The sequence below is a fragment of the Pseudomonas proteolytica genome (assembly GCF_007858275.1).
GTDB lineage: Bacteria > Pseudomonadota > Gammaproteobacteria > Pseudomonadales > Pseudomonadaceae > Aquipseudomonas > Aquipseudomonas proteolytica.
This window is the reverse complement of sequence record NZ_VFEV01000002.1, coordinates 16464-32869: the sequence shown is the minus strand read 5'-3', so window position 1 is coordinate 32869 and position 16406 is coordinate 16464. Positions and strand designations below refer to the sequence as shown.

Genomic DNA, 16406 nt, shown 5'->3' with positions numbered 1-16406 from the left:
ACATGCGCTCATCGCCAAGGCACACAGCCACCGCACTGAGGATTCACGCATGGCCGGCAAAACCGACACCCCAGCCAAGAAACAACGCTCCAAGTTTTTCCGCGTCGCCGTTGAAGGCGCCACCACTGACGGTCGCCAGATCGAACGGCAATGGCTGGTCGATGCCGCCGAGACCTACAGCCAAAACACCTACGGGGCACGAGTTTGGATCGAGCACATGCGCAGCATGCTGCCCGACAGCCCTTTCCGTGCCTACGGTGATGTGGTTGCGCTGAAGACTGAAGAAATCGAAATTGCCGGGGCTAAAAAGCTGGCGCTGTTTGCCCAAATCGAACCGACTGCCGACCTGGTCACCATGAACAAGGCCCGGCAGAAAATGTTCACCAGCATCGAGATTCGCCCAAAGTTCGCAGACACCGGCCGCGCCTATCTGGACGGTATCGCGGTCACCGACAGCCCGGCGAGCCTGGGCACTGAAATGCTTGCCTTCAGCTCCCAGCACCCGGACAAAAACCCGCTGGCAAGTCGCAAAAGCAACCCCGAAAACCTGTTTTCCGAGGCTATCGAGGTCGCACTTGAATTCGAAGACGTCGAGGACGAAAGCAGCAAAGTTGTAGGCATTTTCAGCCGCGTTCTCGAAGCCCTCGGCAAGAGCAAGGACAAGGAAGGCAAGGACGCCGCTATTTTTGCAGAACTCGGCGAATCCGTTGAGGCCATGGCCGAGCATGTTGCCAGCCAAGGCGAAGCCTTTGCCGCTGAAAAATCCGCTCGCGAGAAGCTGCAGGCAGCCCACGAAAAGCTATCTGCTGACTTCAGCGATCTGGTCAAAAAGCTCGAAAACACCCCGGACAACAACGGCACGAAAACGCAGTTCGCCGCTCGCCCTGCTGCTACGGGTGGTGACGGGAAGCTCGTCACCGACTGCTGATCCACATCACGGACAACACCCAGCCAAGGAACATCGGAGAACACCATGCGTAACGATACTCGCGTCCTTTTCAACGCCTACCTGCAACAACTCGCCCAATTGCACGGGGTGGGCGACGTCACCACCAAATTCACCGCCGCCCCAAGCGTCGCGCAGACTCTGGAAACCCGTATTCAGGAATCCAGCGCGTTCCTCAGCTCCATCAACGTGTTTGGTGTCTCCGAGCAGTCGGGTGAAAAAATCGGTATTGGTATCGACGGCACCATTGCCAGTACCACCGACACCACCGTCAAAGACCGTGAACCCCGCGACCCAAGCGGCCTGGACAACCGTGGGTACGTCTGTACTCAGACCAACTTCGACACGGGCATCCGCTACCAGAAGCTGGACCAATGGGCCAAGTTCAAGGACTTTCAGGCGCGCATTCGCGACGCCATCATCAAGGCCCAAGCACTCAACCGGATCATGATCGGCTGGAACGGTACCAGCCGCGCCGCAACCTCCAACCCGGCAATCAACCAACTGTTGCAGGACGTCAACGTCGGCTGGCTGGAAAAAATGCGCCTGGAAAACCCCGCCCGGGTGATGAAGGAAGTGGTCGATGGCAGCGGAAAAATCCAGATCGGCGCCGGCAAGGACTTCGAAAACATCGACGCCCTGGTCGTGAGCATGGTCAACGAGCTTATCGAGCCCTGGTACCAGGAAGACACCGACCTGGTCGTGATCTGCGGTCGCCAACTGCTGGCCGACAAGTACTTCCCGATCATCAACAAAACCCAGGCTCCGACCGAAATGCTTGCGGCCGATATCGTCACCAGCCAAAAACGCATCGGCAACTTGCCAGCCGTGCGTGTGCCGCACTTCCCGGCCAACGGGCTGCTGGTGACTCGTCTCGACAACCTGTCGATCTACTGGCAGGAAAACACCCGCCGCCGCACTGTCGTCGACAACGCCAAACGCGACCGCATCGAAAACTTCGAATCGGTCAATGAAAGCTACGTGATTGAAGACCTGGGCTGCGCTGCCATGGCCGAAAACATCACCTTGAGCTGAGGCCGGCAATCATGACCAACCCTTGCCGTCGTCACTTCCAGCGCGTCACAGCAGCCGTTGCAGCGGCTGCCGTGGCCGGTCCTGCCATGACCATGGAAGGTTCAACCGTTTACGAACTGCACCTCGCCAAGCTCCAACAGGACTATCTGCGCCTGAAACAGGTGCAGTCGACCGAAGGCAAAGCGGAGCTGAAACGGCAGCTGTTGCCGGAGTACGTCCCCTATGTGGAGGGTGTTCTTGCCGAAGGCAAAGGCGCCCAGGACCAGGTGCTGACCACGTTAATGGTCTGGCGGATGGACGCCGGGGACTTTGCCGGGGCCCTGGACATTGCCGAATACGTCATCAACTACGCGCTGCTGATGCCTGACCGCTTCGAACGCACCACCGGCACCATCGTCGCGGAAGAAATCGCCGAAGTGGCCCTGAAGGCGCAAAAGGCTGGTGGCACCTTTGATCTGGGTCTGCTGCTGCGCACCGAGCAGATCGCGGGTGAAGAAGACATGCCCGACCAGGCTAAAGCCAAGCTGCATCTGGCGTTGGGCAAGGCATTCGCCGAAAAGGTTGCTGACGATGACACCTCCGAAAATCAGGTAATCGTCTTCGGCTACCTGGACTCCGCGAAGAAACATTTGGCCCGCGCTATTGAGCTGAACACCAACTGCGGCGGCAAGAAGGATCTGGAGCGCGTTGAGCGTCTCCTCAAGAAACACGCTGCACCAAGCAGCTAACCGAGCGTCCCCACGCACCCCGCCGGCTCGGGGCGGATCGGCCAGGCCGCTCCTCCTGAACGTGAAGCCCCGACCACCGGCGACCTATTTTCGAGTGCAGTTCATGAGCGCATTTGTAGCCAGCGGCCCAGTCGCAGGCGGTCATATCAACACCGACCCCTTCTGGCCGTCGATTGACCTGGACCACTTGCGCGCCACGCTGCGCATCAACGACAGCGTCACCCCGGCGCGCCTGGAAACTGCCGTTATTTCTGCCGCCATCAACCTCAACCGCGAGCTGGCCGAGTGGCGGGAAACCCAGCAAGCGGCCGGCCACGCCACGCTGGAAGACGTACCAGGTGACCGCATCAAAGACGTGTCGGTAAAGGTCCACCTCTACCGCCGTGCCATTGAAGCCGCTACCGGTGCCGAAGTCTGCGAGCGTTACCGCGATTACAGCGCCACCAATACTGGCAGCCAGAAGGCCGAAGAAGTCACCCCCACCATCGACGACTACCGCCGCGACCTGCGCTGGGCTGTGCGCGACTTTCTTGATCGCCCCCGTACCACCGTGGAGCTGGTGTGATGGCCGTCGCCGTCCGTGCCAATCAAAACGACACGGTCGACGTGCTGTGCTGGCGTTTCTACGGCCGCACCGCAGGCGTCACCGAAGCCGTCCTTGAAGCCAACCCCGGCCTGGCCGATCACGGCCCAATCCTGCCGCAAGGCCTTGTCGTCAACATGCCCGAAGCCCAAGCCAGCGCCCCGCAGCGGCAGATGGTGCAGCTATGGGACTGATCCCCTGTAACCAAGGAAACCCACACCATGGCTGATCCGACTTCCAGCGCCGTGACCGGCCTGCTCATGGGCCTGGGCCTGGCAACCATCACGCCCATCATCGACGGGGAAGCCCTGTTCGGCGCGATCCTCGGCGCTTGGCTGGTGACCAGTACCAAGCACGACCTCAAGGTCTGGCAGCGTCTGGGCTCTCTGTTCCTGTCGGCCGGTGTGGGCTACCTCTTTGCCCCCATGGCGCTGCAAGCCCTGCCATTTATCACCAGCGGCGGCGCCGCGTTCGGCTGCGCCCTGGTGATCATCCCCATCAGCATCAAGCTCATGGTCTGGGTTGAGAAAGCTGACTTTTGGGAAATCGTCCGCCGCATCAGAGGGGGCAGCTGAGATGCCAAACATCGAATTGATCGTGCAGTTGATCACGGCCGTGGCCTATCTGCTCAGCGCCTTGCGCCTGGCCTGCTACACCCGAGGCGCTGCGCGGTACCGGCGCAGCATCTCGCTACTCGCCAGCCTGTTTGGATCCGCGCTGTGCATCTGCGGTCTGGAAATCCTCCTGTACCGCCAGCCCACCAGCCTCTGGCAAGCCGTCTCCATCGTGCTGCTCTGCACCCTGATATTCCGTTCTCGCGGCAACGTCGCCGCCCTGTTGAGGCCCAGCGCATGACCACCACCCTACGCCACGGCGACCGCTCGCAAGCCGTCCGCACACTGCAAAAGAACCTCAACACCCACGGCGCCAAGCTGGATGTGGACGGCAGCTACGGCGACAACACCGAAATCGCTGTCCGTGCCTATCAGCTCAAGGTTGGTCTGGTCGTTGATGGCGTAGCCGGCGAAAAAACCCAAACCAGCCTGGCCGGCGGTGACTGCGCCCAGCTGCTGCGCAACAACGATCTGATCGCTGCCGCCGAACGCCTCGGCGTGCCGCTGGCAAGCATCTATGCCATCAACGAAGTGGAATCCAAGGGCAAGGGCTTCCTCGACAACGGCAAACCAGTGATCCTTTTCGAACGGCACATCATGTACCGCCAGCTCGCCAAGGTTCGGCACGAAGGCGACGACGCCGCCGAACTCAAATATCACGCCGACCAGCTCGCCGCCGTCAATCCCGCCCTGGTCAACCCAAAGTCGGGCGGATACTCCGGCGGTACCGCCGAACACCAGCGCTTGGCGATGGCCCGTCTGATCGACGACAACGCCGCCCTTGAATCTGCGTCCTGGGGGGCGTTCCAGATCATGGGCTTTCACTGGCAGCGCCTGGGCTACACCAGCGTGCAGGACTTCGTGGCGGCCATGAGTGCCGGCGAATCGCAGCAGTTCGACGCCTTCACCCGTTTCATTGAAACCGACCCGGTGTTGCACAAGGCGCTGAAAGCCCGCAAATGGGCCGAATTCGCCAAGCTCTACAACGGCCCGAACTATCAGCGAAACCTCTACGACGTGAAGCTACAGCGCGCCTACGAACGCCACACCGACTGCGGTTGCGGGCAAGGGGTGGCGGCATGATCGACTTCAAAGCGGTGCAAAAACTGCGGGTGCAGGACGGCGATCTGCTGGTGGTGCCGGAAAGCACAGAACAGGACGACATGCGGGAATTGGGCGAAGCACTCCACCTAATGAACAGATGCAGATGCGTGATAGTGCGCGGCCCAATCACTCACCTTGATAGCGAAGTCATGAACAAACTGGGCTGGTACCGCGCATGAGCACACTGCGCCAGGCCCTGTACGGCATTGCCCTGCTCGGGGCCTTGGCGCTGCTGATCTGGGGTCAGCAACAGCGCATCAACATCGCCGAGGGCAACACAGAGCTGGCAAAGGCGGCGGCCGAGACCGCCCGCGCAGACGCCGACCGCAACCTGACCACCGCAAACACGCTCACTAAAACCCTGAAGCAGGAGCGAGACGCCCAGAGCGCCCTGCGCACTCAACAGGATCAGTTGCGCCAAGGCCTGGCAAAGCGCAAGCGAACCATAGAGGAACTGAAACGTGAAAACGCCGAACTACGCACCTGGGCTACTCAGCCTTTGCCTGATGCTGCTCGCCGGCTGCGGGAGCGCCCCGCCCTTACCGGCGCCGACGCTTATCGTCAGTGGATGTCCGGCCGTGGTGCCGTGCCAGTTGCCGGCGACCAGCCCACGCAATAATGGCGACCAGCTCACCGACCAGGACCGCGTCGAAGCCGCCTGGGCCGACTGTGCGGCGCAGGTCGATATGGTTTATCAACATCAGCAGGCAGCACCATGAACAAACCCGAAAGCCTGCGCGCCCACCTCCTGGCCACGGTCGCCGAGTTCAAGCACAACCCTGACCGGCTGCTGATCTTTATCAACAACGGCAAAGTTCGTTGCACCTCTGCGCCAAGCCTCTCTTTTGAGTACAGCTTTGAACTGCAGATCATCCTCACAGAGTTCGCAGGACACCCTGATAGCGTAATGCTCCCACTGCTGGGCTGGCTCAGCGTCAACCAATCCGAGCTGCTCGACAACCTCGATAAAGTGAAGAACGGCTTCCAATTTGAGGCCGAAATTCTCAATAAAGACCTGGTGGACCTCAGTATTACCCTGCCGCTGACAGAGAAAGTGATCGTCGGCCAAGATGACCAGGGCAACACCACCGTCAAGCACCCAAACGAGCCACAGCGTGTAGCGGGATACCTCGACCCGAACTGGAAGCCTGGCGCCCAGGGCAACACCAGCGAATGGTTTGTGCCCGATGGCAAATGATCTGGAAGCCCTCGAGACCTGGGCAGCGACGCTGCTGGAACGGCTTGAGCCTGGGGCACGCAATCAACTGGCCCGCAGCATCGGCCAGGAGCTGCGCCGCAGCCAACAAAAACGGGTTACTGCCCAGCAGAACCCGGACGGCAGCAAGTTTGCCCCCCGTAAACAGCGCAATCTGCGTGGTAAGCAGGGGCATATCCGCCGCAAGTTGGAAATGTTCAAGAAGCTGAAGAACGCCACCTACCTCAAGGCCCGAGGCGACAGCAACGCCATATCCGTGGGCTTTACCGGGCGAATCGCCCGAATTGCCAGGGTTCACCAGTACGGGCTGAAGGACCGCGCAGAGCGTGGCGCTCCAGACGTGCAATACGAACAACGTGAAGTGCTGGGATTCACCGAGGCGGATCTTGATGTGATCCGTGACAGCTTGCTTGCGCACCTGACACTGTAAAACCCCTCCCTACAAGGCAGCGAAGCTGCACCCGCGCACGCGTGGCGCCACCATCGGCGCCATGAACAATTTCGCCGCCCTCTCCCGCATGCTCGAAAACCTCATCCGCCTCGGCGTCATCGCCGAAGTCCAGATGATGCCCCCGCGCGTGAAGGTAAAGACCGGCGAATTGACCACCGCCTGGCTGCCATGGATCGCTCAACGCGCGGGAGCCGATCAGGCATGGGACCCGCCGACAGAGGGCGAACAAGTCATGTTGTTCAGCCCATCCGGCCAGCTCGCCAATGGCGTCGTCGTGACCGGTCTGTTCAGCGATCACATCCCCGCCAACGGCAACCGCGCCGGCCTGCACCGTCGCACCTACGCCGATGGCGCGGTGATCGAGTACGACAGTGTCACCCACCACCTGAACGCCACCCTGCCCGACAGCGGCACAACCAGCTTGGTCAGCAAGGGCGGCATCAACATCATCGGCCCTATCAATCACCAGGGCGATTACAACCAAACCGGCAACCAGAACGTGGTCGGCCTCGTAACCGTCTCCGAAGACGTGGTTGCGGCCGGTATCAGCCTGGTGGAACACCCGCACGGCGGTGTCATGCCAGGCAGCGGCAAGACGGGGAAACCAGAATGAACCGAGAAACCGGCGGCGCCATCGGCGATCTGGACCTCATCAGCCAGTCGATTACCGACATCCTCACCACCCGGATCGGCACCCGCGTCATGCGCCGCGAATACGGCAGCCTGCTGCCCGAGCTGGTGGACCACCCCTTCAACGATGCCACACGCCTGCGCGTGTACGCGGCAACGGTCATGGCGTTGATGCGCTGGGAACCGCGTATCAGCCTGAACCGGGTGCAGTTCCTTGGCGCCAATCTGCAAGGCCAATCGGTGCTGGACCTGGACGGCACCCTGGTCGACACCAATGAGCCGTTGAGCATGAGCCTGCCGCTGCAATTGGGGGCCAGTGTATGAACACGTTCGCCGCCATCGACCTCAGCCTGTTGCCCGCGCCGCAGATCGTCGAGCAGATCGATTACGAGCAGATCCTTGCCGAGCGCAAGGCCTACGCTATCAGCCTGTGGCCGGTCGAGGAACAGGCAAAAATCGCCGCGCGCCTTGAGCTGGAGTCGGAGCCGCTGACCAAGCTGCTGCAAGAGAACGCTTACCGCGAGACGATCTGGCGTCAGCGCGTCAACGAAGCGGCAATCGCCAATCTGCTGCCCTTTGCCAAAGGCTCCGACCTCGACAACCTGGCCTCCAACTTCAACGTCAAGCGCCTGGTGATTCAGGAGGGCAATGCATCAGCATCCCCGCCCGTGGCGCGCGTCATGGAAGATGAAGATAGCCTGCGCGAACGCACGCAGATGGCCTGGGAAGGCCTCAGCACCGCCGGCCCGCGCAACAGCTATATCTTCCACGCCCGCGCTGCTGACGGCCGGGTTGCCGACGCCACGGCGGAAAGCCCTTCCCCGGCCGTGGTCGTGGTGACAGTGCAAGGCATGCTCAACGATGGCAGCGCCGAACCTGGGCTGCTGGCCGTAGTGAATGCCTACCTCAGTGACGATGACCGCCGCCCAGTCGCCGACCGGCTCACCGTCCAGGCCGCGCAGATCCTGCGCTACCAGGTCAAAGCCAAGCTCTACCTGAAAACCAGTGGCCCGGAAACTGAACCTGCACGGGCCGCAGCCGAACAACGCCTGAGGGACTACGTCTATCAACGCCGTCGACTGGGCATGGAAGTCTCAGAATCAGCAATCCACGCCGCGCTGCACGTCGAGGGCGTGCGCAAGGTCGTGCTGGAAGGCTGGACCGACATCATCGCCACGCCTTACCAGGCGCCGTTCTGCACCGAGATTCAATTATCGGTTGGGGTGGAGTGATGGGCGCCCAGCACCTGCTACCCGGCAACTCGACGCAGTTGGAGCGTGACGCGGCCGTGGCACTGGCGCAGATCCAGCGGGTGCCTATTCCGATTCGTCTGCTGTGGAACCCGGACCTGTGCCCGCTCGCTGTGTTGCCGTACCTGGCCTGGTCATTTTCGGTCGACCGCTGGGACAGCACCTGGTCGGAGTCAACCAAGCGCGCGGCGATCCGGGCCGCGTACTACCTGCATTCGCACAAGGGCACCATCGGGGCGTTGCGCCGAGTGGTCGAGCCCCTGGGCTATCTGATCGAGATTATTGAGTGGTGGCAGGACGTGCCGGTCGGTGTACCGGGCACCTTCAAGCTCAAAGTCGGCGTGCTGGAAACCGGTATCACCGAAGAAATGTATCAGGAGCTGACCTTCCTGATCGATGACGCCAAACCTCGCAGCCGCCACCTCACCGGCCTGGCCATCAGCCTGGAAACCACCGGCAGTTTCTATATCGGCGCCTGCGTCAACGAAGGCGATGAACTCAGCGTTTACCCACCGACCCAACGCGACATCGAAGTCAGCGGCTATCTGCGCCTGGGCGGTCGCGAACATCACATTGATACGATGGACATCCTCCCATGATCGACCAGAACAGCCAGTTTCAAGCCATTCTTACGGCCATCGGCGAGGCCAAACAGGCAAACGCGGATGCCCTGGGCGTCCCCTGGACGTTCGCGCAGATGGGTGTGGGTGATGCCAACGGCACCGACCCGTTCCCCGACCGCCTGCAAACCAAGCTGATCAACGAGTGGCGCCGTGCACCGCTCAACCAGCTCAAGCCAGACCCGAAAAACGCCGGCATCATCATTGCCGAACAAGTCATCCCAGAAAACGTCGGCGGTTTCTGGATTCGGGAAATAGGCCTGTACGACACGGACGGCGATCTGGTGGCCGTCGCCAACTGCGCACCAACTTTCAAGCCGCTGCTGACTCAAGGGTCCGGTCGAACGCAGATTATTCGAATGAATCTGATCGTTTCCAGCCTGGCCAACATCGTGCTGAAGATTGATCCGTCAGTAGTCCTGGCAACTCGGGATTATGTGGATCGCTCGATTGGTGCTGTGCTGCCGGCGGACAAAGCGCCGGGTACTTATCACCGAGTTACGATCAACGCGCGGGGCATTGTGGAGTCGGGCAGCAATCCAACCACGCTCGACGGATTCGGCATCAACAACGCTTACACCAAAGACCAGACCAATGATCTGCTTGAACAGCGGGTTGCAGCAGACAGCATACTGGCGGCGGGTGTGGTGAATGGAGATCCAGCCGCCCCGTATTTTAGGTTCAAGAAACCTGATGGCTCAGTGGGCCATATCATTAACCTGTCATTGTCTTCCCACGGACACAGCTTCGATAGCTTGAGTAACAAGCCCACGACAAGGAATGGTTACGACCTTCGGGACGTTCTCACCATAGACGAAACAAGACAGCGCTATGTTGCGAACGGTGCTAGCAACCTTTTGTCCCTAGCCTGGGGCAATGAGGGATTGGCGGCAAAGGTTGATGCGGTAGAGCTTGGGCACCTGTGGTACAGCACCAATTTCAACCCGGCTGACAAAGCAGATAAGAACAATACCTACACCATTGGGCAGACAGATGTGCGCTTAGCCCAGCGCATTGTCAGTGATTGGATTAGCCAAGCAGGATTGGTATCGGATAACCCCGACCTTCCTTACTTTTTGCAGACTTCAACCGGCAATATTTTGCAACTTGCTCGCAAAGTGCATCGTCATGCATTTTCCGATCTGGATGGGCTTCCGCCTACCGCTGTTGGGCATGGGATCTACGACGTCTACTCCGTATCTCAGTCAGATGTAAAGTTCAATCAAAAGCTGACCCGCGACGCGATTAGCGTGGCTGGATTATGGGGCGGCGACATAAATCTTCCGTACTTCAGGAGGGCTTTTGATGAACAGCCGGTTTACTTCATCACCCAAACCACCCTGCCGAAAAACACCTGCCAGAAAGGTATTCCAGGCTGGTGGAAATGCGCCGATACCGGCCTGCTACGTCAGCGGGTCTCCATCTATATCGGTGATGTCTCGACGGCATGGGCGGGTGCGGTTACATGGCCTGTTGCCTTTGCAGAGCAAGCTGACTCAGTGAAACTTTCGTTTCTTCATACCAATGGCTCGCCGGCAACCGTTTCATGTGCGTATGCCGACCTGACCCGCACAGGATGCAATTTGCGCGTAGATGAATGGGGGTTAAATCCGCAGTACGGGCTGACACTTATCGTAGAAGCGGAGGGTTATTAAGATGAGCGCGTATTTTCACTCAAAAAGTGTCGGGTTCTATACCGATGAGGTTCACGGCCCCCGGACTATCCTGGTAGTTGATCCCAAGTGGGAACAACCAGAAATCAAGATTACTGATCCCGATTGGGTTCCTGGTGATGCTGATGAAGGCGCAGAGGCCCCACAGATTAGCGTCCCCGACCCTGACGCGGCTCCGCCCCTAATTGAAGTGCCGAACCCTAAATGCTCGCTGCCTCCGAAGGCCGAACTGCGGGACCTGCCCCAGGACAAGTACCTGGCGCTCCTAGTCGCACAGTCCCAAGGTAAAGTCATTCAAGCCAATTCAAAGGGAGAGCCTGTTGCCGTTGACCCACCACTGCCCAGTGACGCAGAACTTGAACGGCGCGAACGAATTTGGCGCGACTCAGCGCTGGCAAACACCGACGGCTTGGTTGTGCGCCATCGTGACGAGTTAGAGCTTCAACAGGCTACAACGCTTACAACTGAACAGTATCAGCAGTTGCAGCGTTATCGCTTGGACCTGCGAGCCTGGCCCGTCGCGGAACATTTTCCAGACAGACAATTCCGGCCAGTAATACCAGATTGGGTCGCTGCCAAGAACTTGTAAGCGTTGCGACTACAAGCCCGCGCGCTCGCCCAATCGGCGCGCGCGCGGCAGCCTGTGCACTGTCATTCCATCACAGCGCAGGCAACCACCCATGGCCGGTTCAGACTATCTCCACGGCGTGCGGGTCATCGAACTCAACGACGGCACCCGCCCCATTCGCACCATCTCCACCGCAGTCATCGGCCTGGTTTGCACGGCTGAGGATGCAGACCCCCTGATGTTTCCGCTGGACACCCCGGTCCTGCTGACCAATGTGCAAAGCGCCATTGCCAAAGCCGGTGTCAAAGGCACCCTGGCATCCAGCCTGCAAGCCATCGCAGACCAGACCAAGCCCTATACCATCGTGGTGCGAGTCAAGGAAGGCGCCGACGAAGCGGCCACCACCAGCGCCCTGATCGGCACCACCACCGCCGATGGCAAGTACACCGGCATGAAAGCCTTGCTCGCTGCCAAAGCCCGTGTGGGCATGACGCCGCGCATTCTCGGCGTGCCAGGCCTCGACAGCCAGCCGGTAGCCACCGCCCTGGTATCGATTGCCAAGGACCTGCGCGCCTTCGCTTACGTCAGTGCTTGGGACTGCAAAACCAAGGAAGAAGTGGTCGCCTACCGCGAAAGCTTCGGCGCCCGTGAAGTGATGGTGATCTGGCCGGAGTTCCAGAACTGGAGCACCGTCACCAATGCAACCGTTACCGCCTCGGCAGTGGCGCGCGCCCTGGGCCTGCGAGCCAAGATCGATCAGGAAATCGGCTGGCACAAAACTATCTCCAACGTCGCCGTCAATGGCGTGACCGGCATCAGCGCCGACGTGTTCTGGGATCTGCAAAACCCGGCAACCGATGCCAACTACCTCAACAGCAACGAAGTCACCACGCTGATCAACGAGGGCGGCTTCCGATTCTGGGGCAGCCGTACGTGCAGCGACGATCCGCTGTTCGCCTTCGAAAACTACACCCGTACCGCGCAGATCCTTGCCGACACCATGGCCGAGGCGCACATGTGGGCGGTCGACAAGCCCATGCACGCCTCCCTGGTGCGGGACATCATCGAGGGCGTTAACGCCAAGTTCCGCGAATGGATCGCCCAGGGCTACCTGATCGGCGGCAGTTGCTGGTACCCCGAAGACATTAACGACAAGGACACCCTCAAGGCCGGCAAGCTGACCCTGGACTACGACTACACCCCAGTGCCGCCCCTGGAAGACCTCACGCTTCGCCAGCGCATCACCGACCGCTACCTGATGCAGTTCGCCAGCCAGATCAACAGCTAAACCGGGCCTCCCCGCGAGGGGAGTTAACCCTGTGCCATCCCCCCGGAGAACACCGCCATGGCCCTGCCCCACAAGCTCAAAAACCTCATGTTGTTCAACGACGCCAACATCTACCGTGGCTTGGTTAAGTCCGTCACCCTGCCCGCCCTCGGCCGCAAAATGGAAGCCTATCGCGGCGGCGGCATGAACGGCCCGGTCAAGGCAGACCTGGGCTTTTCCGATGACGGCATCCAGTTGGAATGGAAAACCGGTGGCCTCGACCTGATCAGCCTCAAACAGTTCGGCGCAGTCAACGCCTCGGGTGTGGCACTGCGCTTTTCCGGCGCCTATGAGCAGGACGACACAGGCGAAGTCAGCGCCGTGGAAATCGTGGTGCGCGGCCGTCACGAAACCATCGAAATGGGCGACGCCCAGCCAGGCGAAGACACCGAACACTCCATCACCACCACTTGCACCTACTACAAGCTGACCGTCGACAACGAAGAAATCATCGAAATCGACCTGCTCAACTTCATCGAGAAGGTCGGTGGCAAGGACATGCTGGAGAAACAGCGCAAGGCCATCGGGGTCTGATCCCCGCCCTCGATCGACAACCCCACACGTTCATCACTAGGAGCTTTTCCAATGAAACCAGCAGCCACCGAGCAACCCGACGTTCAACCACTGGCCGACGACAACACCGTCGTCCTCGACTCCCCGATCCGTCGCGGCGTCACCACCATCGACAGCATCACCCTGCGCAAACCCAGCTCGGGCGAGCTGCGCGGCGTGAGCCTGGTGGACCTGCTGCAAATGGACGTCGCCAGCCTGATCAAGGTCGTACCGCGCATCAGCAGCCCAACCCTCACCGCCATTGAAGTCTCCGGCATGGACCCGGCCGATCTGCTCGCCCTCAGCAGCAAGATCAGTGGTTTTTTGTTGCAGAAGTCGGCGAAGACGGATGCATCCCTCGTTGCGTAGAGGACGCCATGGCCGATCTGGCCGTGGTTTTTCACTGGGCACCGGCTGATATGGATCAGTTGGGCCTGCAAGACCTGATGGACTGGCGCGAGCGTGCCAGGGTGCGGAGTTCCACCGATGGCAAATGATCTGAAACTTCAGGTGCTGCTCAGTGCCATCGACAAAGCCACCCGCCCGCTGAAGCAAATCAACAACGGCAGCCTGGAGACCGCCCGCGCACTCAAGGCTGCCCGCGACCGCCTGAAGGAACTCAACACCCAGCAGAAAGACGTCACCGTCTGGCGGTCACAGCGTGCAGCTGTCGAGCAGACCAACGAGGCGTTGAATGCTGCGCAGGCCAAAGTCAAAACCCTCAGCCAGCAGTTTGCCGCGACCGGCGTGCCGACCAGGGCGATGGCAAAGGATTTTCGAACGGCCGTGCGCGAGGCCCAGCGGCTGAAACAGCAGCACCAACAGCAGAGCGAGCAGCTCCAGGGGCTGCGCTCACGACTGTATGACGCGGGGATCAGCACCAAGAACCTGGGCACACACGAACGCCAGCTGCGCGAGCAAATCAGCGCCACCAACGCCAGCATCAGCGCGCAGGGTAAGCGGATGGCCGAGCTGACCGCCCAGCACAAGCGCGCAGCGACGGCCCGTAGTGCGTATGACAAGGGGCAGCAGTTCGCCGGCAGCGCGGCTGTCGCAGGTGGTGCCAGCCTGGGTGTGGCCTACGCGGCCAGCCGCCCGGTCATCGGCGTGGTCAAGGAATACGTCGACTTCGAAAGCGCCATGATGGGCGTTGCCAAACAGGTGGACGGCGCGCGCGACGACAACGGCAAACTCACCAGCACCTACTACGAGTTTGCAGACGCGATCAAAGCGGCCAGCAACGAAATGCCCATCGCCACGACCGAATTTGCCGCCCTGGTCGAAGCCCAGGCCCGGGCCGGTATCCAGGGCAAAGAAAATTTGCTGACCATGGCAAAAGTCTCGGCCACTGCCGCAGTTGCCTTTGACCTTCCCGCTGAGCAGGTCGGCGAAGACATGGGCCGGATCGCCGGCTTGTACAAGGTGCCGATCAAGAACATCGCCGAGTTGGGTGACGCGCTCAACTACCTCGATGACAGCACCCGCTCGAAGGGTGGCGACATCATTGAAACGCTTACCCGCATGAGTGACGTGGCCGACAAGCTCGACTATCGCAAGGCTGCGGCCCTGGGCAGCACGTTCCTGTCGCTGGGCGCGGCACCCGAAGTCGCCGCCAGCGCCTCCCGGGCGATGGTGCGCGAGCTGGCTATCGCGAACATGCAGAGCAAGACATTCCGTGAAGGCATGAAAATGGTGAACATGGACCTGAATGAGGTCCAGGGCGGCATGACCACCGATGCCATGGGCACGATGATGGCGGTACTTGAACGCATCAAAACGATAGACCCCAAGCAACGGACCGAAGTAGCCACGCGAATTTTCGGTAAAGAGTACGGCAAGGACGCCGCCAAGCTGGTCAACAACCTGGATGAACTGCGCCGCCAGCTCAAACTGGTCGATGACACAGCCGCCAATGGCTCCATGCAAAAAGAAATGGATATCCGTGCCGATGCCATCGAAGGCCGGTGGCAGGTGTTACAGAACAAGCTGTTCAACACCAAAAGCAGTGCGGGAGAGACCATGCGAGCCACCATGGTCGACGTCATGGATGCACTCGGCGGCGTGCTGGACAAAGTCAACGGATGGGTCAAGGCCAACCCCGCCCTCACCGCGTCCCTGTTGAAGGTTGTCGCCAGCGTGGCTGTACTGTCCGCCTTGTTCGGCGGTCTCGCCCTTACACTCGCGGGCATTCTCGGGCCGTTCCTGATGCTGCGTTTCGGCCTGGCAATGTTCGGTATCAAACTGCCTAGCATCATCGGCATCTTCAAGGTGTTCGGAACGGTTCTACGAACCTTGGGCGGCATCTTGATCGGGCCGCTGGTGACTGCATTGCGCACTGTCGGCATCGCTTTGTGGGGGCTTTCGGCTAACCCGATTGTCCTGGTCATCGCCGCCGTGGTCGCCGCCCTGGCCGCAGGTGCCTACCTGATCTACACCAACTGGGACGCGGTGAAAAACTACTTCGCCAACGCCTGGACGGAGATCAAAGCCGGCTTCAGCGGCGGGATCGGCGGCATCATCAACACCCTGGCCAACTTCAGCCCCATCGGCCTGATTTACCAGGCCTTCGCCGGGGTGCTGAGTTACCTGGGCGTGGATCTGCCCAGCCGCTTTACCGAGTTCGGCAACATGATCGTCAACGGCCTGGTCAACGGCCTCATGGCTGGACTTGGCAGCGTCAAGACGGCCATCAGCTCAATCGGCGACGCCAGCATCGGTTGGTTCAAGGAAAAGCTCGGCATTCACAGCCCGTCACGAGTGTTCGCCGAGTTGGGTGGGTTCACCATGGCAGGCCTGACCAAAGGCTTGGAGGGCGGCCAGAAAGGTCCGCTCGACGCACTGAGTAGCATGGGCAAGCAACTTACAGCAGCCGGTACCCTGGCCCTGAGCGCCACCGCCATGCCGGCGCTGGCCGTGGATAACCGCCCGCCCATCAGCAGCTCACCGGCCGCAGCCGTGTACGACAGCCACGACACCTATGAATTCACCATAACAGCGGCGCCAGGCATGGACCTGCAGGGCATGGAAAAGACCCTGCGCGCCATGCTCAACAAGATCGAAAACGAAAAAAAGGCGCGTCAGCGCAGCAAACTCTCTGACCGGGAATAAT

General features: G+C 60.4%; 23 protein-coding genes and 1 pseudogene. All 24 read left to right on the top strand.

What is annotated here, in order from left to right; all coding sequences use genetic code 11:
* The first annotated feature begins 49 nt into the window (after positions 1-49).
* The 24 genes and pseudogenes from FIV38_RS01640 to FIV38_RS01530 all read left to right on the top strand — a co-directional run bounded on the left by FIV38_RS01640 (position 50) and on the right by FIV38_RS01530 (position 16405).
* On the top strand, positions 50-928 hold the full coding sequence (locus FIV38_RS01640; protein WP_092231615.1) for a GPO family capsid scaffolding protein: 879 nt from the start codon (positions 50-52) through the stop codon (positions 926-928).
* Positions 929-973: 45 nt separating this feature from the next.
* On the top strand, positions 974-1981 hold the full coding sequence (locus FIV38_RS01635; protein ID WP_092231617.1) for a phage major capsid protein, P2 family: 1008 nt from the start codon (positions 974-976) through the stop codon (positions 1979-1981).
* An 11-nt stretch (positions 1982-1992) separates the two neighbouring features.
* Entirely contained in the window at positions 1993-2709 is a 717-nt protein-coding gene (locus tag FIV38_RS01630; RefSeq protein ID WP_092231619.1) for a phage terminase small subunit, read from the top strand.
* A gap of 103 nt (positions 2710-2812) precedes the next feature.
* A complete protein-coding gene (locus tag FIV38_RS01625) occupies positions 2813-3274 on the top strand; it encodes a head completion/stabilization protein (protein WP_092231620.1) in 462 nt (153 codons plus the stop codon).
* Positions 3274-3486, top strand: coding sequence for a tail protein X (locus FIV38_RS01620; RefSeq protein WP_092231622.1), 213 nt, complete (start codon positions 3274-3276; stop codon positions 3484-3486). Before FIV38_RS01625 ends, FIV38_RS01620 begins: the two co-directional genes overlap by 1 nt.
* A gap of 27 nt (positions 3487-3513) precedes the next feature.
* Positions 3514-3867 (top strand): putative holin, encoded by a 354-nt coding sequence (locus FIV38_RS01615; protein WP_070994593.1) that lies wholly within the window; start codon positions 3514-3516, stop codon positions 3865-3867.
* 1 nt (position 3868) lies between these two features.
* On the top strand, positions 3869-4147 hold the full coding sequence (locus FIV38_RS01610; protein WP_070994594.1) for a phage holin family protein: 279 nt from the start codon (positions 3869-3871) through the stop codon (positions 4145-4147).
* Positions 4144-4989, top strand: coding sequence for an N-acetylmuramidase domain-containing protein (locus FIV38_RS01605; RefSeq protein WP_092231623.1), 846 nt, complete (start codon positions 4144-4146; stop codon positions 4987-4989). Before FIV38_RS01610 ends, FIV38_RS01605 begins: the two co-directional genes overlap by 4 nt.
* Positions 4986-5189: a hypothetical protein gene (locus tag FIV38_RS01600; RefSeq protein WP_092231625.1), complete on the top strand. Its 204-nt coding sequence runs from the start codon at positions 4986-4988 to the stop codon at positions 5187-5189. The genes FIV38_RS01605 and FIV38_RS01600 overlap by 4 nt, the downstream gene beginning before the upstream one ends.
* The gene (gene lysB / locus FIV38_RS01595) at positions 5186-5629 is read left to right on the top strand and encodes an Rz-like lysis system protein LysB (protein WP_092231627.1); all 444 of its coding nucleotides are present in this window, start codon (positions 5186-5188) and stop codon (positions 5627-5629) included. Before FIV38_RS01600 ends, lysB begins: the two co-directional genes overlap by 4 nt.
* Positions 5544-5729 (top strand): annotated as a pseudogene (gene lysC, locus FIV38_RS30180) (Rz1-like lysis system protein LysC); the annotation flags it as partial. The gene lysB and the pseudogene lysC, both read left to right, overlap by 86 nt.
* Positions 5726-6208 carry a phage tail protein gene (locus tag FIV38_RS01590; RefSeq protein ID WP_092231630.1) on the top strand — a complete coding sequence of 161 codons (483 nt, stop codon included), beginning with the start codon at positions 5726-5728 and terminating at the stop codon, positions 6206-6208. The pseudogene lysC and the gene FIV38_RS01590, both read left to right, overlap by 4 nt.
* Positions 6198-6656 carry a phage virion morphogenesis protein gene (locus FIV38_RS01585; protein WP_092231633.1) on the top strand — a complete coding sequence of 153 codons (459 nt, stop codon included), beginning with the start codon at positions 6198-6200 and terminating at the stop codon, positions 6654-6656. The genes FIV38_RS01590 and FIV38_RS01585 overlap by 11 nt, the downstream gene beginning before the upstream one ends.
* 61 nt (positions 6657-6717) lie before the next feature.
* Entirely contained in the window at positions 6718-7290 is a 573-nt protein-coding gene (locus tag FIV38_RS01580; RefSeq protein ID WP_092231637.1) for a phage baseplate assembly protein V, read from the top strand.
* Complete coding sequence (locus FIV38_RS01575) at positions 7287-7631, top strand: GPW/gp25 family protein (RefSeq protein ID WP_092231639.1); 345 nt, start codon at positions 7287-7289, stop codon at positions 7629-7631. The genes FIV38_RS01580 and FIV38_RS01575 overlap by 4 nt, the downstream gene beginning before the upstream one ends.
* On the top strand, positions 7628-8539 hold the full coding sequence (locus FIV38_RS01570) for a baseplate J/gp47 family protein (RefSeq protein ID WP_092231642.1): 912 nt from the start codon (positions 7628-7630) through the stop codon (positions 8537-8539). The genes FIV38_RS01575 and FIV38_RS01570 overlap by 4 nt, the downstream gene beginning before the upstream one ends.
* Positions 8539-9156 carry a phage tail protein I gene (locus FIV38_RS01565; protein ID WP_092231644.1) on the top strand — a complete coding sequence of 206 codons (618 nt, stop codon included), beginning with the start codon at positions 8539-8541 and terminating at the stop codon, positions 9154-9156. Before FIV38_RS01570 ends, FIV38_RS01565 begins: the two co-directional genes overlap by 1 nt.
* Positions 9153-10832: a phage tail protein gene (locus FIV38_RS30175; RefSeq protein ID WP_235860942.1), complete on the top strand. Its 1680-nt coding sequence runs from the start codon at positions 9153-9155 to the stop codon at positions 10830-10832. Before FIV38_RS01565 ends, FIV38_RS30175 begins: the two co-directional genes overlap by 4 nt.
* 1 nt (position 10833) lies before the next feature.
* The gene (locus FIV38_RS01555) at positions 10834-11439 is read left to right on the top strand and encodes a phage tail protein (RefSeq protein WP_235860943.1); all 606 of its coding nucleotides are present in this window, start codon (positions 10834-10836) and stop codon (positions 11437-11439) included.
* 91 nt (positions 11440-11530) lie between these two features.
* Entirely contained in the window at positions 11531-12706 is a 1176-nt protein-coding gene (locus tag FIV38_RS01550; RefSeq protein ID WP_070994604.1) for a phage tail sheath protein, read from the top strand.
* Positions 12707-12763: 57 nt separating this feature from the next.
* Positions 12764-13279, top strand: a complete 516-nt coding sequence (locus FIV38_RS01545) for a phage major tail tube protein (protein WP_092231651.1) — start codon at positions 12764-12766, stop codon at positions 13277-13279.
* 51 nt (positions 13280-13330) lie between these two features.
* Positions 13331-13666, top strand: a complete 336-nt coding sequence (locus tag FIV38_RS01540; RefSeq protein WP_092231654.1) for a phage tail assembly protein — start codon at positions 13331-13333, stop codon at positions 13664-13666.
* An 8-nt stretch (positions 13667-13674) separates the two neighbouring features.
* On the top strand, positions 13675-13794 hold the full coding sequence (locus FIV38_RS01535; protein ID WP_029293885.1) for a GpE family phage tail protein: 120 nt from the start codon (positions 13675-13677) through the stop codon (positions 13792-13794).
* On the top strand, positions 13784-16405 hold the full coding sequence (locus FIV38_RS01530; RefSeq protein WP_092231657.1) for a phage tail tape measure protein: 2622 nt from the start codon (positions 13784-13786) through the stop codon (positions 16403-16405). Before FIV38_RS01535 ends, FIV38_RS01530 begins: the two co-directional genes overlap by 11 nt.
* The last annotated feature ends 1 nt before the right edge of the window (position 16406 follow it).